19 protein-coding genes and 1 tRNA gene are annotated in these 21433 nt (G+C 71.0%); 8 read left to right on the top strand and 12 right to left on the bottom strand.

Annotated elements, in window-relative coordinates; translation table 11 throughout:
* The first annotated feature begins 28 nt into the window (after nucleotides 1-28).
* Nucleotides 29-1240: a threonine--tRNA ligase gene (gene thrS, locus ACWEVS_RS36490; protein ID WP_449930778.1), complete on the top strand. Its 1212-nt coding sequence runs from the start codon at nucleotides 29-31 to the stop codon at nucleotides 1238-1240.
* Here the strand turns inward: thrS and ACWEVS_RS36495 are convergent.
* Genes ACWEVS_RS36495 through fxsT form a run of 3 tightly spaced genes read right to left on the bottom strand, consistent with a single transcriptional unit; the run spans nucleotide 1218 to nucleotide 6071 of the window.
* Nucleotides 1218-2183, bottom strand: coding sequence for a magnesium transporter CorA family protein (locus ACWEVS_RS36495; RefSeq protein ID WP_449930776.1), 966 nt, complete (start codon nucleotides 2181-2183; stop codon nucleotides 1218-1220). The two genes, thrS and ACWEVS_RS36495, sit on opposite strands and share 23 nt — an antisense overlap.
* An 11-nt stretch (nucleotides 2184-2194) precedes the next feature.
* Nucleotides 2195-2908, bottom strand: a complete 714-nt coding sequence (locus ACWEVS_RS36500; protein ID WP_452415511.1) for a DUF72 domain-containing protein — start codon at nucleotides 2906-2908, stop codon at nucleotides 2195-2197.
* 46 nt (nucleotides 2909-2954) lie between these two features.
* Nucleotides 2955-6071 carry an FxSxx-COOH system tetratricopeptide repeat protein gene (fxsT, locus tag ACWEVS_RS36505; protein WP_449930772.1) on the bottom strand — a complete coding sequence of 1039 codons (3117 nt, stop codon included), beginning with the start codon at nucleotides 6069-6071 and terminating at the stop codon, nucleotides 2955-2957.
* A 102-nt stretch (nucleotides 6072-6173) separates the two neighbouring features.
* Between fxsT and ACWEVS_RS36510 the strand changes: the two genes are divergently transcribed.
* Nucleotides 6174-8120 carry an alpha-amylase family glycosyl hydrolase gene (locus ACWEVS_RS36510; protein WP_452555279.1) on the top strand — a complete coding sequence of 649 codons (1947 nt, stop codon included), beginning with the start codon at nucleotides 6174-6176 and terminating at the stop codon, nucleotides 8118-8120.
* Between the two features lie 65 nt (nucleotides 8121-8185).
* On the opposite strand, the gene ACWEVS_RS36515 is transcribed toward ACWEVS_RS36510, so the two are convergent.
* From ACWEVS_RS36515 to ACWEVS_RS36530, 4 genes are read right to left on the bottom strand one after another with little or no spacing between them, the layout of a single operon-like run.
* On the bottom strand, nucleotides 8186-8662 hold the full coding sequence (locus tag ACWEVS_RS36515) for a nitroreductase family deazaflavin-dependent oxidoreductase (RefSeq protein WP_452555281.1): 477 nt from the start codon (nucleotides 8660-8662) through the stop codon (nucleotides 8186-8188).
* Between the two features lie 50 nt (nucleotides 8663-8712).
* Complete coding sequence (locus ACWEVS_RS36520; RefSeq protein WP_452555283.1) at nucleotides 8713-9390, bottom strand: TetR/AcrR family transcriptional regulator; 678 nt, start codon at nucleotides 9388-9390, stop codon at nucleotides 8713-8715.
* Between the two features lie 41 nt (nucleotides 9391-9431).
* Nucleotides 9432-9965: a hypothetical protein gene (locus ACWEVS_RS36525; protein WP_452555285.1), complete on the bottom strand. Its 534-nt coding sequence runs from the start codon at nucleotides 9963-9965 to the stop codon at nucleotides 9432-9434.
* A gap of 39 nt (nucleotides 9966-10004) precedes the next feature.
* A complete protein-coding gene (locus tag ACWEVS_RS36530) occupies nucleotides 10005-10133 on the bottom strand; it encodes a hypothetical protein (RefSeq protein ID WP_452555287.1) in 129 nt (42 codons plus the stop codon).
* Between the two features lie 271 nt (nucleotides 10134-10404).
* Between ACWEVS_RS36530 and ACWEVS_RS36535 the strand changes: the two genes are divergently transcribed.
* On the top strand, nucleotides 10405-11298 hold the full coding sequence (locus ACWEVS_RS36535) for a L,D-transpeptidase (protein ID WP_354910905.1): 894 nt from the start codon (nucleotides 10405-10407) through the stop codon (nucleotides 11296-11298).
* A 274-nt stretch (nucleotides 11299-11572) separates the two neighbouring features.
* Here ACWEVS_RS36535 and ACWEVS_RS36540 read toward each other — a convergent pair whose 3' ends face one another.
* Entirely contained in the window at nucleotides 11573-13312 is a 1740-nt protein-coding gene (locus tag ACWEVS_RS36540; RefSeq protein ID WP_452555289.1) for a GMC oxidoreductase, read from the bottom strand.
* Nucleotides 13313-13653: 341 nt separating this feature from the next.
* On the opposite strand from ACWEVS_RS36540, the gene ACWEVS_RS36545 reads away from it, so the two are divergent.
* A tRNA-Pro gene (locus tag ACWEVS_RS36545) sits at nucleotides 13654-13730 on the top strand.
* 406 nt (nucleotides 13731-14136) lie between these two features.
* Here the strand turns inward: ACWEVS_RS36545 and ACWEVS_RS36550 are convergent.
* Nucleotides 14137-14715 carry a hypothetical protein gene (locus ACWEVS_RS36550; protein WP_452555292.1) on the bottom strand — a complete coding sequence of 193 codons (579 nt, stop codon included), beginning with the start codon at nucleotides 14713-14715 and terminating at the stop codon, nucleotides 14137-14139.
* A 1360-nt stretch (nucleotides 14716-16075) separates the two neighbouring features.
* On the opposite strand from ACWEVS_RS36550, the gene ACWEVS_RS36555 reads away from it, so the two are divergent.
* Nucleotides 16076-16255: a hypothetical protein gene (locus ACWEVS_RS36555; protein ID WP_452555294.1), complete on the top strand. Its 180-nt coding sequence runs from the start codon at nucleotides 16076-16078 to the stop codon at nucleotides 16253-16255.
* A gap of 55 nt (nucleotides 16256-16310) precedes the next feature.
* Here ACWEVS_RS36555 and ACWEVS_RS36560 read toward each other — a convergent pair whose 3' ends face one another.
* Nucleotides 16311-17933 (bottom strand): MFS transporter, encoded by a 1623-nt coding sequence (locus ACWEVS_RS36560; protein ID WP_452555296.1) that lies wholly within the window; start codon nucleotides 17931-17933, stop codon nucleotides 16311-16313.
* 86 nt (nucleotides 17934-18019) lie between these two features.
* Here ACWEVS_RS36560 and ACWEVS_RS36565 point away from each other — a divergent pair, with 86 nt between their 5' ends.
* Nucleotides 18020-18193 carry a ribbon-helix-helix protein, CopG family gene (locus tag ACWEVS_RS36565; RefSeq protein ID WP_354910892.1) on the top strand — a complete coding sequence of 58 codons (174 nt, stop codon included), beginning with the start codon at nucleotides 18020-18022 and terminating at the stop codon, nucleotides 18191-18193.
* Nucleotide 18194: 1 nt separating this feature from the next.
* Complete coding sequence (locus ACWEVS_RS36570; RefSeq protein WP_449930745.1) at nucleotides 18195-18539, top strand: VOC family protein; 345 nt, start codon at nucleotides 18195-18197, stop codon at nucleotides 18537-18539.
* 229 nt (nucleotides 18540-18768) lie between these two features.
* On the opposite strand, the gene ACWEVS_RS36575 is transcribed toward ACWEVS_RS36570, so the two are convergent.
* Nucleotides 18769-19383, bottom strand: a complete 615-nt coding sequence (locus ACWEVS_RS36575) for a TetR/AcrR family transcriptional regulator (RefSeq protein WP_452555298.1) — start codon at nucleotides 19381-19383, stop codon at nucleotides 18769-18771.
* Nucleotides 19384-19565: 182 nt separating this feature from the next.
* Here ACWEVS_RS36575 and ACWEVS_RS36580 point away from each other — a divergent pair, with 182 nt between their 5' ends.
* Complete coding sequence (locus tag ACWEVS_RS36580) at nucleotides 19566-19940, top strand: nitroreductase family deazaflavin-dependent oxidoreductase (RefSeq protein ID WP_452555300.1); 375 nt, start codon at nucleotides 19566-19568, stop codon at nucleotides 19938-19940.
* 124 nt (nucleotides 19941-20064) lie between these two features.
* On the opposite strand, the gene ACWEVS_RS36585 is transcribed toward ACWEVS_RS36580, so the two are convergent.
* The gene (locus tag ACWEVS_RS36585) at nucleotides 20065-21300 is read right to left on the bottom strand and encodes an MFS transporter (RefSeq protein WP_452555302.1); all 1236 of its coding nucleotides are present in this window, start codon (nucleotides 21298-21300) and stop codon (nucleotides 20065-20067) included.
* Nucleotides 21301-21433 lie beyond the last annotated feature (133 nt).

The following is a 21433-nucleotide window of genomic DNA, read 5'->3' on the forward strand; positions in this document are numbered from 1 at the left end:
TTCGCCCTCGTCTTTCGGAGGGTTTCCGATGAACGACCACCTGAACGACCACCGCAGGCTCGGCCGCGAGCTCGACCTGTTCGACACCCACCCGATGATCGGCTCGGGGCTGCCGTTCCTGCTGCCCGCGGGCGCGGCCGTGCGCAAGGCCGTCGAGGACTTCGTCCACGAGCTCGAACGCCGCAACGGCTATCTGCACGTCAACTCGCCCGTGCTCGGCAAGCGGGCGATGTACGAGAGATCGGGGCACTGGGCGCACTACAGCGACGACATGTTCCCTCCGATGGAGCTCGGAGGGGAGCAGTTCGTGCTGCGGCCCAGCCTGTGCCCGCACCACGCGCTGATGTTCGGCAGCAGGCCGCGCAGCCACCGCGACCTGCCGCTGCGGCTGGCCGAGCTCGGCGGCATGTACCGGGGTGAGCTGTCGGGCGTTGTGGGCGGCCTGAGCAGGGTGCGGGCCATCCAGCTCAACGACGGGCACGTCTTCTGCCCGGCCGGCGCGGCCGCCGCCGAGGTGTCGGCCGCGCTCGACCTGATCGAGGCCGCCCACGGGCAGCTCGGCATCGTGCCGGTCCGCTACCGGCTCTCGCTCAGGGGCGACGGCGCCAAGTACGTCGACGACCCGGACATGTGGGACCGCGCCGAGGCCGTCCTGCGGGAGGCGCTGCGGGCCAGGGGCCGCGACTTCGAGGAGGAGCGCGGCGAGGGCTCCTTCTACGGCCCGAAGATCGACATCCAGATCGTCGACCCCCAGGGACGGGAGAACTCCATCTCGACCGTCCAGGTCGACCTGTTCCAGCCGGGCCGCTTCGACCTGTCCTACGTCGGCCCCGACCAGGCGCTCCACCGGCCGGTGATGGTGCACAGAAGTCTGGTCGGCAGCCTCGAACGCCTGATGGGGCACCTGATCGAGGTCCACGGCGGCGCCTTCCCCGCCTGGTTCGCCCCCGTGCAGGCGGTGGTGCTGCCCGTCACCGACGCCGAGGTCCCCGCCGCCCGGGAGCTGGTACGGCGGTGCGTCGCAGCGGGACTGCGCGCGTCGATGGCCGAGCCCGGCGACGGCTCCCTCGGGGCGCGGGTCAGGTCGCACCGGCTGGTGCCCTTCCAGCTCGTGGTCGGTCCGGCCGAGGCGCGTCTCGGCGAGGCCGCGCTGCGGCTGCGTGACGGCACCCGGCAGGAGGCCAGGCCGATCGCGCAGGTGCTGGCGTGGATGGCCGCTAGAGCCAATCCCGCTTTTTGAACGCCAGGTACAGCAGCCCCGAGGCGGCCACGATGATGATCGACGACCACCAGAAGCCGGCGCTGGTGCCGAAGCCCGGATAAGGCACGTTCTGGCCGTAGAAGCCGGTGATCATGGTGGGCACCGCGATGACCGCGGCCCAGCCGGTGAGCTTCTTCATGATCTCGTTCAGCCGGAAGCCCTGCTGTGACAGCTGGGCCTCGCGCAGGTTGGCCACGAGGTCGCGCAGGTTGTCGATCCACTCCGCCACGCGCAGGACGTGGTCGTAGAGGTCCTGGTAGTACGGCGTCATCTCCGGCGTGACCACGTGCAGGTCACGCCGGAACAGCGTGTTGACCACCTCGCGCATCGGCCCGGCGACCTTGCGCAGGCCGACCATGTTCTTGCGCAGGGTGAACATCTTCCTGGCGTCCAGCCGGCTCATCGGCCGTTCCTCGAACAGCTGCTCCTCCAGCGCCTCGACCTCCTCGTCGAGACTCTCGACCAGCTCGTAGTGGCCGTCGACCACGTAGTCGAGCAGGCCGTACAGCAGGAAGGCGACCCCGTTCTTGGCCAGGCCGCCCGACGCGTCCCAGCGGGCGGTCACCTGGTCGATGTCGAAGTGCTCGTTCTCGCGCACGGTCACCAGGGCGTTGGCCGTGAGGAACATGTCGATCTCGACGGTGTGGAGCCGGTGCCCCTCCTGGTACAGCCAGTAGGCGGCGACGAACAGATGGCCGTCGTAGACGTCGACCTTGGGCCGCTGGCGCTCGTGGAAGACGTCCTCCACCGCGAGGGTGTGCAGGCCCAGCTCCTCGGCGATGCATCCCAGGTCGTCGGCGGTGGGGGCGCACAGGTCGAACCAGACCACGTTGCCCGGGTCGGCGACGTGGTCGGAGACCTCGGCGATGGGGAAGCCCTCGGCCACGAGGACCCCCTCGCGGTACAAGCGGGTTCGTACCATGACCGACAACCCTAGACGAGCTCGGCGAACCGTGCGGCGTTGCGTGCCGCCGCCCCTCCCGGATCGTTGTTGAAGTAGACCACGACCTGCCGCCATCCCGCGTCGTGGACGCGGCGCGCCCACGATCTCAGCGCGGCCTCGCCGTACGAGGGCCGGGGGGTGGCCCTGCCCTCGTGCAGCCTGACGTAGCCCCACGACGCGGTGCGCCACAGCGGGTTCAGGACCCTGCTCTCCCTGTCGGCCCAGCACAGCGCCGCCTCCCTGGCCTCCAGCACGCCCCTGACCTCGTCGGTCCACCACGACGGGTGCCGGAACTCCACCGCCACCCTGGTCGCGCGCGGGAAGCAGGCCAGGCAGCGGTCGAGCTTGCCGGGATCCGCCTTCAGCGTCGGCGGCAACTGCAGCAGGATCGGGCCGAGCTTGCCCTTCAGCCCGGCCACGGCGGCCATCAGCCGCTCGACCGGCTCCTCGGGGTCGGCCAGCCGCTTGATGTGGGTGAGGTACCTGCTGGCCTTGACCGCCATCACGAAGTCGTCGGGGGTGCGCTCGGCCCATCCGGCGAACGTCTCCGTGGACGGCAGGCGGTAGAAGGCGTTGTTGCTCTCGACCGTGCGGAAGTGCTCGGTGTAGATCTCCAGCCACAGCCGCTGCGGCGCCTTGTCCGGATACAGCACGCCCCGCCAGTCCTTGTACTGCCAGCCGGAGGTTCCCACGAGCGTCTCCATGCCGGGCCCCTACCCCGGCTCCCGCGGGGCACGCCGCCCGCTCGGGTCAGGACGATCCGGCGGGCAGCGACGGTGACGTGCCGCCGCCGTGCAGGGCGTCGGGGCCGTAGGCGGCGGCCAGGATCCGCTCGGCGCGCGTCCGGCACTCCGTGGCCGCGACCAGGTCGTCGAGGCGCTCGTGGACGGCGGCCAGGTCGAGCAGGGCGCGCCCCACGTCGGGATGGCCGGGGCCGAGCGCCCGCTCGGTGCCGGCGACGGCCCGCTCCAGCAGCTCCCTGGCCTCGGTCACGCGGCCGCCGAGCAGCTTGGCCACGCCGAGCCTGCGCGCGCCCAGCTGGGCGTGCGGGTGGTCGGGGCCGAAGACGGCCGAGAAGACGCCCATGGCCCGCTCCTGGTGGGCCTGGGCCAGCTCGTGCTCGCCGATGTCCTGGTAGACCAGGCCCAGGTTGGTCAGCGGCATGCCGACCTCGCCGTGTCCGGGGCCGTAGCAGGCCTCGAGGATGGCCAGGGCGCGCTCGTGGCTCATCCTCGCCTCGTCGTAGCGACCCACCAGGCGCAGCGCGTAGCCGAGCTTGTCGAGGGTGTGGGCGACCTCGGGATGCTCGTCGCCGTAGACGCCGGCCAGCAGCGACAGCGCCTGCTCCTGCAGCTTGATGGCCTCCTCGGCGCGGCCGGCGTCCTGCAGCACCAGGCCGAGGCCCGACAGCGAGTGGGCGACGTCGGGGTGGCCGGGGTCCAGCAGGCTGCGCGAGGCGGTCAGCGACCTGGTCAGCCACTGCTGGGCGGCGGCCAGGTCGCCGGCCAGCCAGGCGGCGAAGCCCAGGTCGCGCCCGATCCTGGCCAGCTCCCTGCCGTCGGCGTCGTCGCGGGCGGCCAGGATGCCGTGGCCGCGCTCCAGCACCTGCCTGGCCTCGGGCAGCCGCCGCTGGCAGACCAGCACGTCGCCGAGACGCTTCAGCACATAGGCGACGCCGGGATGCTCGGGCCCGAAAGCGTCCTCGGCCAGGGCGAGCGCCTGCTCCTGCGCCGCCCTCGCGCCCTCCAGGTCGCCCACCACCTCCAGCAGCTTGCCCTGCTCGGTCAGCACCGCCGCCAGGTCGGCGTCGCTGCCGCCCGCGCGGCGCAGCAGTTCCAGCGACGTCTCGAACAGCCAGGCGGCCCGGTCGAAGGCCGCCCGGGTGGTCAGGTAGCGGCCCGCCCCGCACAGCAGCTGCGGCAGCGCCAGCGGCACGGTGTCGAGGTTGCCCGCCTGCCCCGCCAGGTGGATCAGGCCCGGCAGCACACCGTCCCAGTGCGGCCAGTTGGTCGGGTTGTCCGGGTCGGCGGGCGCGGTCGCCTCGACCAGGCGAATGCCGCGCAGCAGCCACTCCTGCCGCTCGGCCCTCGACAGCGTGGCCATGGCCGCGGCGCCGACCATCTTGTGCATGCGCAGCCGTCCCCTGTCACGGTCGACGAGGGAGTGGCGCATCAGGTGGGCGATGGCGTCCTGCAGGCCGACCTCGTCGGCGACGGCCGCCTCCAGCGCGGGCGGCAGCACCCCGCCGAGGCCGCGCAGCAGGCGCAGCGACAGCCCGTCGCCGCCCAGGCAGGCGCACAGGTGCAGCAGCTCGGCGGCCGAGGCGGAGGCGGCCCGCACGCGCTCGAAGGCCAGCTGCCACGCCGTGGCGAAGGTCTGGTCGCGCTCCCCCGCCCTGGTCAGCAGCTTGTCGGCCCTGCGCCGGAACAGGTCGGCGTACTCCTCGAAGGTCATGCCGGTCTGCTCGCTGTAGGCGGCGGCCTGCTCCAGCGCGAACGGCAGGTCGCCGAGCTGGTCGGCCAGCTCGGCGGCGCCCGCCGAGCGCCCGGGCAGGCCGAGGCGCCGCTCGAGGAAGGCGACGGACTCCTCGCGCGAGAACGGGTCGATCCGCAGCGGTACGGCATGCAGCCCCCACGCGGGATTGCGCGAGGTGATGACCACATGGCCGTCGCCGCCGTCCGGCAGCAGCCGTTCGAGCAGCGCGGCGTCCTCGACGTCGTCGAGCACCAGCAGCCACCTGCCCATGCCGGCCAGCCGGTCGCGCAGCGCGGTGACCAGCTCGCCCCTGTCGGCCCGCTCCCTGACGCCCAGGCGCAGGCCGAGGTCCTCCATGGCGCCGGCCAGCGCGAGCGGCTCGGCGGCCGAGGCGTACCACATGACGTCGTAGTCGGCGGCGTGCCGGTGGGCGTACTCCAGGGCCGCCTGGGTCTTGCCGACGCCCGCCAGGCCGTACAGGGCGACGGCGCCGCTGGCGGTGAGCCCGCGGCCCAGCTCGGACAGCAGGTCCTCGCGGCCGGAGAAGACGCGGTTGCGGGAGGGCAGGTTGGAGACGCGGCGCGGGGTGGCCGGCCTGGCGGGCGGCGCGGTGGCGGCCCCCTGGGCGAGGGCGGGCGCCGTCAGCGACGAGTCGTGGGTGAGCACGGCCTGGTGCAGGGCCTGCAGCGTGGGGGCGGGGTCGACGCCGAGCTCCTCGGCCAGGACCCTGCGCACGCGCTCGTAAACGTTCAGGGCGTCGCCCTGCCGGCCGCACCGGTAGAGCGCGGTCATCAGCTGGGCGGCGGAGCGCTCCCGTAACGGGTGGCGGGCCACGCGCTGCTCCAGGCGCGGCAGCACCTCGGCGTGGCGGCCGAGTGCGAGCTCGGCGTCGGTGCGGCCCTCCTCGGCCGCGTAGCGCAGCTCCTCCAGCCTGATCGCGTCGAACTGCGCCCACGGGTCGGCGGCGAAGTCGGCCAGCGCGGGGCCGCGCCATAAGGCCAGCGCGCTGTCGAGCACGGTGACGGCCTCGCTCCAGTCCTGTTTGGCCAGCTCGTCCCGGCCGCGCGTGACCAGGTGCTCGAAGCGGTGGGCGTCGACCCGCTCCTGGTCGATGACCAGCCGGTAGCCGGGCCCGTGCGACTGCAGCAGCGCGGTGCCGCCCAGCGTCCTGCGCAGCCTGGAGACGTGGGCGTGCAGGGTGTTGGTGGCGCTGCGCGGCGGGCGGCCGGCCCACACCTGGTCGATGAGCTGGTCGGCGCTGAGCACGTCACCGCGGTGCAGCAGCAGCACCGCGAGGATGGCCGCGCGCTGGTGGCCGCCGAGGGCAGCAGGGACGCCGTCGACCAGGACCTCGAGCGTGCCGAGAATCCCGATCTCCACGCGGGCTTCCATGCTGCGCTTCCCTTCTGAATGCTTGCAAGTACATGCTTGCAAGCGACTGTAACGCGTCACTCATTCGGGCTGAAACCAAACGAATCTGGAGGTGCGCCACCGATGGCGACCGTCGAGGAGATCGTCAGCCGACCCGCGCCACGCAGGATCGGCGAGGCCCCGTGGCCTGAGCGGCAGGGTTACCACCCGTCGCCCGTCGACTGGCGCGGCGAGGTCATCTACTTCCTGCTCCCCGACAGGTTCAGCGACGGCGGGGAAGCCGGACGCCCCCTCCTGGACAGGACCGACCTGTGGGCCGCCAGGCCGCAGGGGTGGCGCTGGGACCGGTGGGCCAGATCAGGACGGGAACGCTACCAGGGCGGCACGCTGGCGGGGGTCGCTTCCCGGCTTGACTATCTGGACGAACTGGGCGTGACGGCGCTGTGGATCGGGCCGGTGTGGAAGCAGCGCCCGGTCGCCGGCGTCGAGGGCGGTCCCGTCGAGCCCGACGACTACCACGGCTACGCGGTACAGGACTTCCTCGAGGTCGACCCGCGCCTCGGCACCCGCGCCGACCTGGTCGACCTGGTACGGCAGGCGCACGAGCGCGGCATCCGGATCATCCTCGACGTGCTGCTCAACCACTCCGGCGAGACCTGGGACTACGACCTCGGCGAGGAGGGGTCGCCGCGCTACGTGCCGCGCCCGCCGTACCGGGAGGGCCCGCCCTACGCCTTCGGGACCTGGCGCGACGGGAAGGGCGGCAGGCTGCCGCACGGGGCGGCGCCCACGCTGCCCGATCACGGGGTCTGGCCCGAGGAACTGCAGCACCCCGACGCCTACACCCGCGCCGGCGGCGACGGCGGCAGTTTCGGCCCCGGCGGTGACGAGGACCCGAACGCCCCCTACCGCAGGGCCGACTGGTTCAGCCGCGACATCGACATGCCGCGCGCCCTGCAGACGATGATCCAGATCTACAAGTACTGGATCGCGCTCGCCGACCTGGACGGGTTGCGGATCGACACCCTCAAGCACGTGCCGCTCGAGCACGCCCGCGCCTTCTGCGGCGCGATCAGGGAGTACGCCGAGCAGCTCGGCAAGTCGAACTTCCTCATCGTCGGCGAGGTCGGCGGCGGCGACTCCATCCAGGAGAAGTACCTGCGGCTGGTCGGGCAGAACCTGACGGCGGTCCTGGAGACGGGCGAGACGCGGGCGACGCTGCGCGCGGTGGCCGAGGGCACCGCCAGGGCCGAGGACCTGTTCGGCCGCTTCACGCTGCCGCTCGACATCACCCACAGGGCGCTCGGCGGCAGGTACGTCTCCATGCTCGACGACCACGACGACCTGGCGATCTTCCCGCAGCTGCGGTTCGGCTCCCTCGAGTCCTCGCCGTCACGGGTCGTCGTGGGCGCCGGCCTGCTGCTGTTCCTGCTCGGCATCCCCTGCCTGTACTACGGCATCGAGCAGGGGCTGACCGGACCCGAGCCGGAGGAGCGCAAGTGGCTGCCCGGCTGGGGGGTCAGGGACCTGGCCGGCGACATCTACCTGCGCGAGGCCATGTTCGGGCCCGCGCACCCGCGCGTGCCCGGCGGCCACGAACCCGACCCCGACACCCCCGGATTCGGCCCCTTCGGCACCTCCGGGCACCACGTCTTCGACCAGGACAACGACGTCTACCAGCGGATCAGGATGCTGCTGCGGGCCCGCAAGGCACACCCCGCGCTGTCGGCCGGACGGCAGTACCTGCGCAGGCTCGGCAGGGCCGACGGGTCCTTCACCCCGCCCGAGCCGGGCGAGGTGGTCGGCTGGTCGCGGATCCTCGCCGACGACGAGGCGCTGTGCGTGGTCAACCCCGGGCCCTCCACCCGTACGGCGCGGCTGCACGTGGACGCGAGCATCAACGCGGGGGTCGCGGCGTTCACCGTCGTGGCGAACACGGCGGAGGTGGTGGGTGGCACCAAGCATCCGGTCGGGTCGACGGTGCCGGTGCTGCCCTCGCCCGACGGGGCCCGCTACGTGGAGATCCACGACCTGCCGCCGCTGTCGGTGCTGGTGGCGGTCAACCGCTGACCACCCGGCCCGAAGCCCTTGGCGGAACGGGGGGCGGCGGCACCGGCCGCTCGGGGCGGCGGCTGTCAGCGGGGGATGAAGCGGACGAAGGCGATGTGGCGGCCGACCTCCCTGAAGTCGGCCGCCGACCCGTCGACCAGGAACCCCAGGAACCGGGCCAGCCGCCGCGCCGTCCGGGGGGCGCGCCGGGCGTAGGCGGCCATCAGCTCGGCGCCCTCCTCTGGGGTGAGGGGCAGCGCCGTCATCGCCATGACGCGGTTGCCCACCTGGACGGTCACCTCGGGCGTGGCCAGGATGTTGCGGAACCAGTCGGAGCGCCTGCCGTACCCGGAGGGGCCGACGTAGCCGCCGCCGACGCGGTCGTGCGCGACCACCTCGATGACGGCCCGCCGGGGCTTGCCGGAGACGCGGCCGGTGTGGACGACAAGCATGAACCGCCCGCCCAGCAGCCACCCCAGGCGCATCCGGTACAGCTGGACGGGCAGCCGGAACAGCAGCCTGCGCAGCCCTGACGGCGGTGGCGGGGTGTTGATGATCTCCATGTGCGCCTTCCTTCCGAGCCGGTCGCCGAGCCGTGGCGGGTGGCTTCCGGTCAGGAGCCGGGGTTCGCGGCGGGGCCAGGGTTGATGGCAGGGCCGGGCTTCGCACCGGCGCCAGGCTTCCCGGTTGGGGCGAGGTTCGCGGTTGCGGCGAGGTTCGTGGTTGCGGCGGGGGCGGCCCAGAGCCGGGCCAGGAACAGCACAAGCGTGTCGGCGAGGGCGTGGTCGGAGGCGTCCGGATGGTCGAGCGCCCAGGAGTCGAGCGCGCCGATGACCCCCATGGTGGCGACCGTGACCAGCTCGGCGCCGGGGGCCGGGGCGATCAGGCCGATCGCCAGCCCGTTGGCGACCAGGTCACGCACCCACGAACCGTCGTCGGCCAGCGGCTGCCCGGCCAGGACCGCCCGGTCGTCCGGATGCTCGCGCAGGTGCGCGGCCATCCGGGTCGTGCCGGCCACCAGCTGCTCCCACAGCTCGTCGGCCGTCGCCACCTCGGTCCACGGGCCGAGAGCGGTCAGCGTGCGGACGGCCGCGTCGGCGAGCACGGCGCCGAACAGGTCGTCCTTGCCGTCGAAGTAGTGGTAGGCGGAGGTCTTGGAGATGCCCGCTTCGGCGATGATCTGGTTGAACGAGGCGGCGTCCTTGCCGTCGCGGGCGAAGTGCGCGCGGGCGACGGCGAGGATGGCGGCTCGCGTGTCGGCGGGCAGCCGGTCGAAGCGGGGAAGTGGCATCGGTTTCCTCGTGCTCGTGTGCCGGCGGGATGGCCGGTCTCCTAACGATGGCCGGGTACGGGCCGGACGGCCGGCTGCCGGGCGGACAGCGTACGCAGGATCCGGGCCGTCATGATCCAGTGTGCCGCCCACAGGAGGATGGCGACCGCCCCACCGGCGTACCCGGCGGCGCCGGGGAAGAGCGACAGGATCTGGAACGCGCACCAACCGTAGCCGAGCCGGGCCCACCAGCGGACGAAGCGGCTCGTCGGGCGCGCGTCGGCGGCGAGCGAGGTGGCGACGGCCCGCACGATGAAGAAGTCTTCGACGAAGTTGTAGGGAATGGCGAACATCCACCAGACCGAGGCGGGGGCGGCGGTCCTGGCCTCCGGCCGGATGGCGGCCAAGGTGCGATGAAGCGCGCGGCAGTACAGCGCGACGATGCCGAAGAAGACGGCGACGGCGATCAGCCCGCCGGGCATGCCCTGCGCGGCGACCTCGCCGAGGATGCCGCTTCCCCAGTGCGGCGCCCACAGCGGATAGGTCAGCAGGATCGTGACCAGGACGGTGCCGGTGATTTTGACGACGACTCGCATGCCCGAAGTGTACTAGCAGTACACACCATCAGTACACCCTCACTCGCGCCCGGCCTGCCGCAGGCGCGCGACCAGCTCGTTCAGCGCGTGCTCGAAGCGTGCTCCGGCGGCGTCGCGCACCCCGACGACCGCGCCGAGCGGCGCCTCCTCCGGCCGCTCGCAGAACATGGGCAGCGCCGCTCCCTGGCCGCGCCGAGCCGATCCCTCCCTCGACGGCGAGCGTCCTGAAGACGAGCCAGCCCGCGCACACGATGGTGGAGCCGCCATCCCCCGGCGTCCGCGGCGGCGGCCATCCCACGACCCCGGCGCCGCGCCACCCCCGGCAGGAGCGCCTCCCGAGCGGTCGTCGTGATCGTTATCAAAGCGGGTCAACCAGAAGCCGCCTTCCGGTCTCTCACATATGGAATGTGATTCACCCCTTATGTGACGGAGTGCCCCCGTGAAACTGATAGCGCTGACCGCGCTGGTGGCGAGCATGCTCGGCGCGGTGCCGCCGACCCCCACCCCCGCGCCGTCGGCCCCCGGCTCGATGCCCCTGGCCATCGCGGACATCACCCCGATGGGAGACGACAAGGAGAAGGTAGGGGTCGGCTTCCCGATCATCGTGACCTTCGACCGCGACGTCACCGACAAGGCGGCCGTGGAAGCGTTGCTGCAGGTCCAGGCCGAACGTCCGGTGGACGGCGCGTGGCGCTGGGTGTCGCCGCGCAAGGTGGTCTACCGGACCAAGTTCTACTGGAAGGCCCACCAGAAGGTCACCTTCACCGCCCGCCTCAGCGCGCTGCCGGGCAACAGGGCCAAGGACGTCACCCGCCGGTTCCAGGTCGGCACGGCCAACATCTCGGTCGTCGACACGCGCAAGCACGTCATGAAGGTCACCCGTGACGGGAAACTCGCCAAGAAGATCCCGATCAGCGCGGGCCGCGGCGGACTGGTCAAGAACGGCGTCGACGTCTACCTCACCACCAGCGGCACCCACCTGACCATGTCGAAGAAGCCCGTCGAGACCATGACCTCGTCCTGGCTCGGTGTCACCGACCCCAAGGACCCGCGTTACTACAACGAGCAGATCCCGTGGGCCGTCCGCATCTCCGACTCCGGCGAGTACGTCCACCAGAGCGCCGGCTTCTACCACTTCCTCGGCCGCAGCAACCAGAGCCACGGCTGCGTCCGCGCCACCCCCGACGGGGCCAAGTGGTTCTTCGGCATCACCCAGCGCGGTGACGTCGTCAAGATCACCGGCACCAAGCGGAAGCTCGACTGGACCAACGGCTGGAGCTACTGGCAGCTCAACTGGACCGAATGGAAGAAGGGCAGCGCGCTCGCCCGATGACGCGAGGTCCCCGCTGGCCCGCCGGATTACACCAGGTCCCGGCGGGGCCGCCGGATGACGGGCCCGCCCGGTGACACCAGGTCCCGGCGGGCCCGCCCGATGGCGCCGTGTCCCCCTCGATGCGCGCTCCAGCCGCCGTCGGCCGGCAGGATCGCGCAGCATGATCGCGCCGACGATGGAGGATCCGGACGGCCCCGCCGCCGGTCAGCGCCGCCGGGTCAGCGCCGCCGGTTCCGCCCACCGGCCGGCGGCCACCTGGTCCGGCCGAGTCGGTCTAGCCTCGGGCGGTGACGAGGTGGTCCGCCAGGCGCATCGCCAGCGCGGCCAGCGTCAGCGACGGGTTGGCGGCCGGCGAGGTCGGGAACACCGACAGGTCGCACACGTAGAGGTTGCGCCTGCCGTACACCCGCAGATCGGGATCGACCACCCCGGTGTCGGCGGAGGCGCCCATGCGCATCGTGCCCACCTCGTGTCCCACCGCGCCCAGCGCCGAACGCGTCGGACGCGGTTGCAGCGGCGTGCCACCCACCGCCGCCATCACGGCCGTGCCCACCTCCGTCATGACCTCCTCCAGACCCGGCACCTCCACGTGGTGCATGACCACCCGCGGGCGGGCGTCCCTGCCCTGCCCGCGCACCTCGACGCCGTTGCGCTCCTCCAGCGGGACCGCGGTGAAGAACACCACCTCGCACGGCATGTCGGCCTCGTCCAGGTCGAGGTCCTCGTCGACGTGGTACTGGTTCAGGTTCACCCCCATCTCGACCACCGCGTTGTACGGCGTCGCGCCCGCCATACCCCTGAGCAGTACCTTGGCGGCGTCACCCGGGCTGTAGCCGGGCGCGCCGTCCTTCACGGTGAACTTCCAGTAGTAGGTCGGATGGTCGGTTATGCCCCGCCCGACCAGCGGATGGTCGAGACCCGCGTGGTGCGCCAGGACCGGCGTGCCGACCGTGCCGCCCGCCAGGATGACGCTGCCGCCCTCGGCGAGCCGGAACGTCCGCAGCACCCCCGCCGGCAGGTCGAACGCCTCGACCGCCGTTACCGCGTCGCCGTCGGACACGAACCCGCACACCTGATGGTGCAGGTTGACGTGCAGCCGGTCCGCCCACGAGGCCCGCAGCATGTCCTCCATCAGCAGCGCCGCCGTGGAGAAGATGCCGGACGGGATGCCGAGGCCGTTCACCGAGGCGTGCTCGGCCGCCAGCATCGCGTCGTCGTCGGCCAGCCCGGGCATGCTGCCCCGCAGCAGCGACTGCACGGTCCCGCACAGCGTGTCGCGCGGCATGGCCGAGCCGTTCAGCAGATCCTCCGCCCTGGCGTACCAGCCGCTCTCCAGCTCCCGCCTGATCGGCTCGGGCCAGCCGGCGAACTCCGCCGGCGTCATCCTCGGCACCAGCGCACCCCAGAACAGCGACCGGCCACCCAGGCAGAACGCCTGCGCCAGCTCCATCGGCTGGTCGGTGTCGTAGCGCCGGACCTTGAACTGGTTCCACAGCTCCCACACGCTGCGGTTGACGAAGGGGCCGTGCCGCCTCGGCAGGTTCCCGACATGCGTCGGGAACAGGTAGCCGCCCGCCTCCAGGACCAGCACCCGCGCCTCGCCCCCGCTGTCGGCCATCAGCCGGTGCGCCAGCGTGCCGCCGCCGGTACCGCTGCCCACCACGATGAAGTCGAAGACCCCGTCGGCCGGCGCCGCCGGGAAATGCACCCGCGCCGCCAGCGAGTCCGCGATCGGGATGTCGTCAGGCGGCTCGAACAGGTCGGCGACGCGGCCGGTCATCGTCGCCACGTGCTCCCCGTTCACCACCCTGTTCGGGCCCCGCTCCCAGCCGCCGTCGCAGCGGAACTTGAACCCCACCGGGCCGTCGCCCGCCAGCTCCACCCGCCACTCGTCGGCGCCGTGGACATACCGGCACGGTACGTCCGCCCGCCAGCCGTCCAGCGCGCTTCGGACAGCCAGCCGGGCGTCGGGCCTGACAGCGCCGCCACGCAGCACGATCGTGAGAGTCCCCACCTCACTACCTCCCCGCCTCGCCTCGCCTCGCCTCGCCTCGCCTCGGAAGGATCCCATGCCAACCCTGCTTTCACACCGCTTGCGAACGGCGACAAGGTCCTCACAACCGGGTGCGGGAATCATGAAGACCGGGCGGGAGCACGGGCCGGCGAAGGTCACGGGGCGCCTGGGGGAGGCGCGGCTCGTTTCCCGCCCCACACGACGACGGGGACCGGCGAGGGACGGCCGGAGCGGCGCGGGACCACCCGCCGCTCCGGCCCGAGCTCGGTGTGGACCGTGATAGTGTTTTCCACGCAAGGCCGCCGCGGACACCTCCGAAACGAAGAGTCCGAGGGGCTTGGCGGGACGTAGCGCAGCTTGGTAGCGCACTTGACTGGGGGTCAAGGGGTCGCAGGTTCAAATCCTGTCGTCCCGACCAGATATTCGCTGGTCGATAAGGGTGTCTTCCGAAAGGAAGGCGCCCTTTTTCATTCTTGGGAAGCCATTCGGTCATGCCGTCCTGGCCTTGAAGATCTTGTCCATGGCTTCAGCGCCCTTGGTCAGGGCGAGCACCAGTCCGCGCCCACGCCCGCCGCATCCGTGATCTTCTGGAACGCGCGACGGACGTGCCAACGATCCATCGGGCGCCCGTCCTCGCGACGGAACGCCAGGGCGTCGTCGGCGCCGTGTTCGCCCGACGCCGGGCGTTCGGCCCGCACCCGGCACCTGCAATGTGCGGCCACGTGCCGATCGCTGATGACCGTCTTGCCGGGGGGTCCTCCTCAGCCGACGTGTTCAGCACGTACGGCTGCCGACCAGCGTGATCAGGATGGAGAAGGCTCATTTCAGCGAGGCCAGGCACCGTCGGGAATGCGGTAGAGGACGCGCGGCGCCGCGAACCAGTCCCGGTCAAGGAACCGGCCCGTGATCCGCCCCGCCAGGGTGAGGAAGCTCTCCACCGTCACCTGAAACCCGACGTCCCAGCCCACCTCCAGATCACGCGTGTAATCGCGGAACTCTTCGATCACCCCCAACGTGCCTATGAACTCTCCATCGTAGTAATAGAGCATGCCCTCGTCGGGAAGCTTGTATATGTGATCCATATGCATATGGGTGAAGACGCGCCTTCTTCCCGCGCTCGCTTCCTCCCCAATCGAAAGTCTCCCGCTTATGGCAACCGCGACGGACCAGCCAGGAGAATGCGTCCCGATCCATACCAGAGTGTCCTGCGCGTCACTATCGGCCTCGTTGAACGCCGTATCGAGATCGCAAAGGATCCCCGAATCCCGATCCGCCCGGAAACGCTGCGCGATCTCGTCCATGTCCTCCGTGTCGATCCAGGCCGCATCGAACCGGCCGTTCAAGTTGTGCTCCCCCAGGAGATCCCACTGACTTTCCATTGGCACAGCCCGTGACACGTCCACCAGCTCACTCCTTCGACGTTGCTCAAAGCCGGGGTGGAGGCGATCCTGCGATCGTCTCCACTCCATAGGCGCCCTTACCAGTACTCCAGTGACGCTTCGCGATCTTGAGGCGCTAGGTGGTCACATGGCAACGGCCACCGCGTGATCATTCGGAGTTTGTGATGAACCGCCCCGGCTTTGACGGAGAGCTCAGGGGTTGATTCCGACGGTCTCGTTGGGCTGGTGTTGAGCGTAGTAGAGGGCTTCGTACTCCGCCGGCGGAAGGTTGCCGATCGAGGAGTGCAGGCGGATCGTGTTGAACATTCAATCCATTCGGCGGTGGCCAGTTCCACTTCGGCCAGGCTGTGCCAGGGCCCGCGGAGTTTGATCAGCTCGGTCTTGAACGGGCCGATCTGCGATTCCATCAGCGCGTCCCCGACCGTGCCGATGGAGGCGTCGATGCCGGCGGTCATCAGATGGTGAGGCGGAAACAGGTGTATTGGGCGGATTCAAGTGGCCGTTGCAACACCTCGTTGCTGGAGGTGTTGCTGGTGGGACGCTGCCTGAGCAGCTACGCCGCTCGCCGGCCTTCCACCGGTCCCATCGGGTAGTCCGGGCGGACCTCAGCGACCATCCGCACCGCGCGCTTACGCAGCTCGGCCGAGTAGGGGGAACTTGCCTGCCATGACTCGATCCTCTCAAGGGGACGAGCCTCCAGCGAAGCTGGAGCGCTTCACATTCGCGTATCGGGGGCTACCCGACGGCACAGATGTTCATCCGGCTCCGACAGAGAAGGAGAGCCGACGGACTGGCCGTCGACTCCCCTCGGGGGGTGATTACCACCACCACCCGCCGCCGCAGCCACCGCCGCAGCCGCCACCGCAGCCGCCGCCCCACCAGCGACGTCGGCCCCACCAGCGTCTGCGGCCCCAGCCCCAGCCGCCCCAGTTGTTCCAGCCATTCCGGGCATGGAAGCCGACACGTACCATGATTCCCCCTCATGAGCAGCTCCCATAGCGGGAGCGCCTACATGCGGCCAAAACAGACATTAATCCGCAAACCGCAGGACATCATTAGACGTGTTGAGTGTTGATGAGACTTTGGGGTGGAGTTCGCTCTACCCGCATCTGCTCAAGCCAACGCATCGACCGTGTCCACAGCGCGTAAAGAACGTTCGCACTCTCGGCCGGGGCTCCTGACCGCGCTGCGGCTCCACCCGGTCGGGCTGCTCCGGTGGCTGCGACAGTGCCGCCGTACGGCCTTCTCCCCGCACAGGCACCAGCCGCCCTCAGCGTCCGCTCCCCCGGCACATCGCCGCCACGAGGAGGCCCGGAGCAGTTCTGCCCCGAATTCCGGAGGCCATCCGCCGCGTCAGCCGGACGTGAGGCTTCGCCGTACCGGCCGAAGACGCCTTTCCGCCCGAGATCGGACCGCACGCAACGCTCGACGTCCGCTCCCCGGAAAGGCCGCGCAGAAGATCGCCGCCAACCTGACCACGCTCGGCGCGAACTGCTTCGACTCGGAGTACGGCAACGGCTCCCTGACGGCGATCGAGCTGTAGGGCACGCGGGGCAGCTCACCACGGTGCTCACCGTGTCACACATCGTGCAGGCAGGTCAGGAGGGGGACGCCGATGGGGTGTTGGCGTCCTGCGGTTGCCTCTGGCCGCCTCCGGACGGCCCTCCGGGGCCGGGGAGTTGACCTCCGGGGCCGGGCGGCCGGCCTCCGGGGCCGGGGAGCGGCACGAAGTCCTTGGTGCGGATGAGCGCGAAGGCCAGGATGCCGCCGATGACGGCCACCATGCCGCTGACGAGCAGCAGGCCGTTGAGTGACGACGCGAAGCCTGCCCCCACCGCGTCCCAGAGCCGGCCGCGGACTTGCGGTGCAGCGGAGCCGATCACCTGGCCGGGATCGCCGCGGTGCAGGGCGTCCGCGAGTCGGTCGGTGTAGCCGCGCAGGTCGGGGGCGGAGCCGAGCCGGTCCTTCAGGCCGGAGTGCAGCGACGACGAGAACATCGAGCCGTACAGGGCGATGCCGACGGCGATGCCGACCTGCCGGAAGGTCTGGTTCACGCCGGAGGCCATGCCGGAACGGTGGACCGGCACGACGCCCACCGCGGTGGAAGCCAGCGGCGGGTTGACCATGCCGCTGCCGATGCCCGCGACGACGAATCCTGGGACGAGGTGTGTCCAATCCGATCCGGCGTCCAGTCCCATCATCAGCAGCAGGCCGGCACCGACCAGGACGAGGCCCGGACCGATGAGCCACCTGACCGGGACCTGGCTCGACAGCCGGCCCGCCACCGTCGCGGCGACGGTCGAGCAGGCCGAGACGACGAGCAGCCGGGCGCCGGCGCCCAGGGCGCTGTAGCCGAGCTGGTTCTGAAGGTAGAGCACGAGGTACAGGAACATCGCGAAGAGCGAGGCGTTCATGGCGAACGCGGCGATCGAGCCGCCCAGGAACGTCGGGGTCCGCAGCAGCGACAGGTCGAACATCGGCTCGGACACCTTCGCCTCGACCACGAGGAACGCGGCCAGGAACACCGCCGCCAGGACGAAGCAGATCACGACCCCGCGGTCGCTCCACGCCGTGCCGCTCGCCCTGATCAGCGCGTACACGAGGCTGAAGAGCCCGGCCGTCAGCGTGCCGGCTCCCGGCCAGTCGACCCGGGAGGCATGCGGCGAGCGCGACTCGTCCACCCGGCGTGCGGCGACGGCGATCGCGGCGACGCCTATCGGCAGGTTGACCAGGAAGATGCCGCGCCAGCTGATCCCGGTGGTGATCGCGCCCCCGAGGATCGGGCCGAGGGCGGTGGCCACACCGGCGACGGCGCCCCACACGCCGAAGGCGATGCCGCGTTCGCGGCCCTGGAACGTGGCGGCGATCAGCGCCAGCGACGTCGCGAACATGACGGCGCCACCGGTCCCCTGGACCGCCCGGGAGACGATCAGCATCAGCGGGTCCTGCGCGACGCCGCACAGCAGCGAGCCGGCCGTGAAGATCCCCAGGCCGATGAGGAACAGCCGCCGCCTGCCGAACCGGTCGGCGAGGGATCCCGAGGTGAGCAGGAGCGCCGCGAGGGTCAGCGCGTATGCGTCGGTCACCCACTGCAGGTCGCCGAAGCTCGCGCCTAACGCGTGCTGGATGTCTGGAAGCGCGACCGTGACGATCGTGATGTCGAGCAACAGCATGAACGTCGCAGCGCACGCCACTACCAGCGTGAACCACTTGCGGGCCATGGTCCAGATCCTCCTTGCTGCGCGGCTCATCGCGCTGGGAACGAAGGGAACAGATCCTAGGACTCTAGGATGCTAGCATTCTTGCCATGGCCACCGAGGAGGTAAAGCAGTTCAACGTCTATCTGCCGCTGACTCTCATCAGACAGGTGAAGCACCACGCCATCGAAGCCGAGATGTCGCTCTCGGCCCTCGTAGCCGAGGCGTTGCGCACCTATTTGGCGGCCCATGAGGACGGGCCGCCCTCAGGAAAGGAGACATGACATGGCCACCGAAGGCATCGAAGGCGTGTACCTGGAGACCCACAACTGGGGCAAGGCCGCCAAGTTCCTGCAGGCGCTGGGCTTCGACGTGGAGTTCGCGACCGACCACGGTTCGGGCATGTTCCGGCGCGGCGACGGCCCCTATCTCCTCCTCGCCGAAGTCCCCGAGGACAAGCGGCCCGACACCCAGGTCGTGCTGCGGGTCACGGACGCCGAGGCGTTCCCGGCCGACCCGTCCCTCGACGTGGTCACGCCGTTCGAGGAGACCCACTACGGGACCAGGCGGCTGACGCTGCGCGACCCCGACGGGCGCCTGTGGAGCGTCGAGGCGCCGGCGAAGGGCTGATGTTCGTGGGCGGGTCCTGTCCGACCGGACAGGACCCGCCCACCGTTCACAGTCTCACCCGAGACGTACGCCCCGAGCGAGTACCGATCGAATCGAGCGGCCCCCATGTCGAATCGGGCCGCATGCCGCTGCCGGTAACGCACCAGCCGTGCGTGAACAGCGCAGACATCGCCGCCGGTCCCGCGGCACCGCCACATGACGCACCTTGGCCTGGAAGCGCCCGCACTCGCTATCTCCGGCGAGCCTCGAGCGCGTCCAGGATCAGGTCCAGGCCGTAGCCGAACTCGCTCGTGTGGTCGTAGCCAGGCCGCAGGGCGTGCTCGACGATCATCTCTGTGAGGTACGGCAACGTGCCCGCGGGCAGCTGCTCGAGGATGCCGCCCGCCACGTCCTCGAGATCGTTCGGCGTCGTCACCGGCAGGTTCGCCTCCTGGAGGACGAACCCGCCGACGTAGCTGTCGATGAGCGAGACGGCGTGCGCGGCCATCGGCAGCGTGAACCCCGCCTCCCGCAGGACACCGAGGACCGCGTCGAGGTGGCGTAGCGTCGCCGGCCCGGGGTCGCGACGGGAGTCCATGAGGCCGAGAGCCCAGCTGTGCTGCGACAGGACCGCACGGGCGGAGGAAGCGCGCGCACGGATCGCGTCGCGCCAGTCGTCGTACTCGACGCCGGGTAGCTCGATCGCCGCGAACACCATGTCGACCACGCCGTCCAGGATCGCGTCCTTGTTCGGTACGTGGTGGTAGAGCGACATCGCCTCCACGCCCAGTTCCTGCGCCACCCGTCGCATCGTGATCGCCTCCACGCCGCCGCGGTCCGCGACCCTGATCGCGGCTTCCAGCACGAGGGCTCTGCTGAGCGGTTGTGGCGGTGGCACGACGGCTCCGGAGTGTGGGCGATTGACAGCCTTACGAGCGTAAGCCAACCTTACATGCGTAAGTCACCTTACGAATGTAAGTCCACGCGGGCCGCATCAGCCGGGGGACGCGGCAGGCGCGCCCGGCCGGGCGAGAGAAGGAGGTCCCGATGCCGATGCCGCAGTGGTGGGGGCACGTGAACAAGAGGGTGTTCAATCCTCGCGCGATCGCGGGCGGGAGGTGGCCGGTGCTGATTCACGTCGGTCGCGTTTCCGGCGCGACGTACCGCACGCCGCTCGATGCGCACCCTGTCGACGGCGGCTACCTGTTCGTCCTGGTGTACGGATCGCGTTCGGACTGGGTGCGGAACGTCCTGGCAGCCGACGGCGCGCGGCTCCGGGTCGACGGGAGGGAGGTGGAACTCACCGCCCCCCGCCTGGTCGGGGAAGAGGAGGCGTTCCAGGCCCTCCCCGATGAGGTGACACGCCCGCCCAGGCTGCTCCGCATCACCGAGTTCCTCCGGATGGACCTGGTCGCGGGCTGACGAGCGACCGCCACGAACCACTCGCGGAGGACGGCGTCGACGCCGAGCAGCGTGTCACCACGGCGGCCGGCGCTGCTCCCGTGTGACGCCGAGGGCCGGGCCGCCCCCCGCCCCGGGGCCGCGCTCACCGACCCGGCTGCCCGGCCTCCTCCTCGACCGAGGGCGCCTGGCTGGGTTCGGGGATCTCGCCGGCCGTACGGCCCAGGCCGAGGAGGGCGGCGGAGGCGAGGACCACGAGGCAGACCACGAGCAGGAGCACCCGGTAGTCGACGGCCGCGATCAGTCCGGCGCCGACGGCGATGGAGGCGACCTGCGGCACGGTGACCCCGAACTCGAAGGCGGCGAAGACCCGGCCGCGCAGGTCCTCGGGGGTGCGGCGCTGCAGCGAGGTGGTCGCGCCGATGACGATCCAGGGCGCGGCGACGCCGAGCACCAGCATGCCGGCCAGGACCACGGCGTCGAGCGGCGCGGTCATCATGAGGCTGCTCGCGCCCACCATCACCAGCGCGATGATCACGAGGGCCCGCTCGCTGGTGCGCCTGATCACCTCGCCGGCCAGCGAGCCGCCGACGATGGTGCCCACCGCCTGCACGGCGCCCAGGACGGCCAGGAAGGTGGGCTCATGGGACAGTCCCTCGGTGACGACGGCGAAGCCGATGGACTCGAAGAACCCGATGACGAGCATGGTGAGCGCGCAGGCCACGATGAGGCGGCGCAACCCGGCGTTGTCGCGCAGGAAGCCCAGGCCGGCGCCGGTCTCGGCGAGCCAGCGCTCCCCGGAGCGGACGGGCACGGGCTCGGCGACCCGGATGAGCAGGACGGCCAGCGCGGCCAGGGTGAAGACGGCGGCGTCGATCACCACGACGACGGAGGCGCCGTGCCAGGCGAACAGGCCGGCGCCGATGATCGGGGCGAAGATTCTGAGCAGTCCGCGCATCGCCTGGACCACGCCGTTGGCGTCGCCCAGCTGCTCCTGGGGGACGACCGAGGGCAGGAAGGCGTTCTGGGCCGGGCCGGTGACGCTGCCGAGCGCTCCGTAGAGGAACATGATCACGTAGACCAGCCAGACGTCGCCGCTGTCGCGTACCAGCAGCAGCAGGAGCACGACGGCCGCCGAGGACAGGTAGGAGGCGGCCAGCAGGGGCCGGCGACGGAAGCGGTCGACGAGTAAGCCGGACAGGGGCAGCACCAGGCTGCCGCCGGCGAAGGAGAACATCACCAGTCCGGCGGCGGCCGTGCTGCCGGTGAGCGTTTTCACCCAGATGGCCATCGCGAGGAACAGCGCGAAGTCGCCGAAATTCGAGAGCACGTCTCCGAGAATGTAGAAGCGCATCTGGGGAATCCGGAGCAGTTGCGCCATTTCCAGCTCACTTCCTGCGCGACGGCGGATACGGGGTCAAGCTAGCACCGCCCCCGCCGGACGCCGCCGAACGTGGCGCGAACTTGCCACCTTGCCGCCCGTTTCCCTCCGCCGCGGCGGCGCCGGGCTAACT

This window comes from Nonomuraea sp. NPDC003754, assembly GCF_053605785.1.

Excerpts from the sequence above, each read along its gene's own strand:
- ACWEVS_RS36520 (WP_452555283.1), bottom strand. The coding sequence starts at position 9,390 with ATGCCACTTCCCCGCTTCGACCGGCTGCCCGCCGACACGCGAGCCGCC.
- ACWEVS_RS36580 (WP_452555300.1), top strand. The coding sequence starts at position 19,566 with ATGCCGATGCCGCAGTGGTGGGGGCACGTGAACAAGAGGGTGTTCAAT.
- ACWEVS_RS36495 (WP_449930776.1), bottom strand. The coding sequence starts at position 2,183 with ATGGTACGAACCCGCTTGTACCGCGAGGGGGTCCTCGTGGCCGAGGGC.
- fxsT (WP_449930772.1), bottom strand. The coding sequence starts at position 6,071 with ATGGAAGCCCGCGTGGAGATCGGGATTCTCGGCACGCTCGAGGTCCTG.
- ACWEVS_RS36585 (WP_452555302.1), bottom strand. The coding sequence starts at position 21,300 with ATGGCGCAACTGCTCCGGATTCCCCAGATGCGCTTCTACATTCTCGGA.
- ACWEVS_RS36560 (WP_452555296.1), bottom strand. The coding sequence starts at position 17,933 with ATGGCCCGCAAGTGGTTCACGCTGGTAGTGGCGTGCGCTGCGACGTTC.
- ACWEVS_RS36515 (WP_452555281.1), bottom strand. The coding sequence starts at position 8,662 with ATGGAGATCATCAACACCCCGCCACCGCCGTCAGGGCTGCGCAGGCTG.
- ACWEVS_RS36525 (WP_452555285.1), bottom strand. The coding sequence starts at position 9,965 with ATGCGAGTCGTCGTCAAAATCACCGGCACCGTCCTGGTCACGATCCTG.
- ACWEVS_RS36500 (WP_452415511.1), bottom strand. The coding sequence starts at position 2,908 with ATGGAGACGCTCGTGGGAACCTCCGGCTGGCAGTACAAGGACTGGCGG.
- ACWEVS_RS36530 (WP_452555287.1), bottom strand. The coding sequence starts at position 10,133 with ATGTTCTGCGAGCGGCCGGAGGAGGCGCCGCTCGGCGCGGTCGTCGGG.
- ACWEVS_RS36570 (WP_449930745.1), top strand. The coding sequence starts at position 18,195 with ATGGCCACCGAAGGCATCGAAGGCGTGTACCTGGAGACCCACAACTGG.
- thrS (WP_449930778.1), top strand. The coding sequence starts at position 29 with ATGAACGACCACCTGAACGACCACCGCAGGCTCGGCCGCGAGCTCGAC.
- ACWEVS_RS36510 (WP_452555279.1), top strand. The coding sequence starts at position 6,174 with ATGGCGACCGTCGAGGAGATCGTCAGCCGACCCGCGCCACGCAGGATC.
- ACWEVS_RS36565 (WP_354910892.1), top strand. The coding sequence starts at position 18,020 with ATGGCCACCGAGGAGGTAAAGCAGTTCAACGTCTATCTGCCGCTGACT.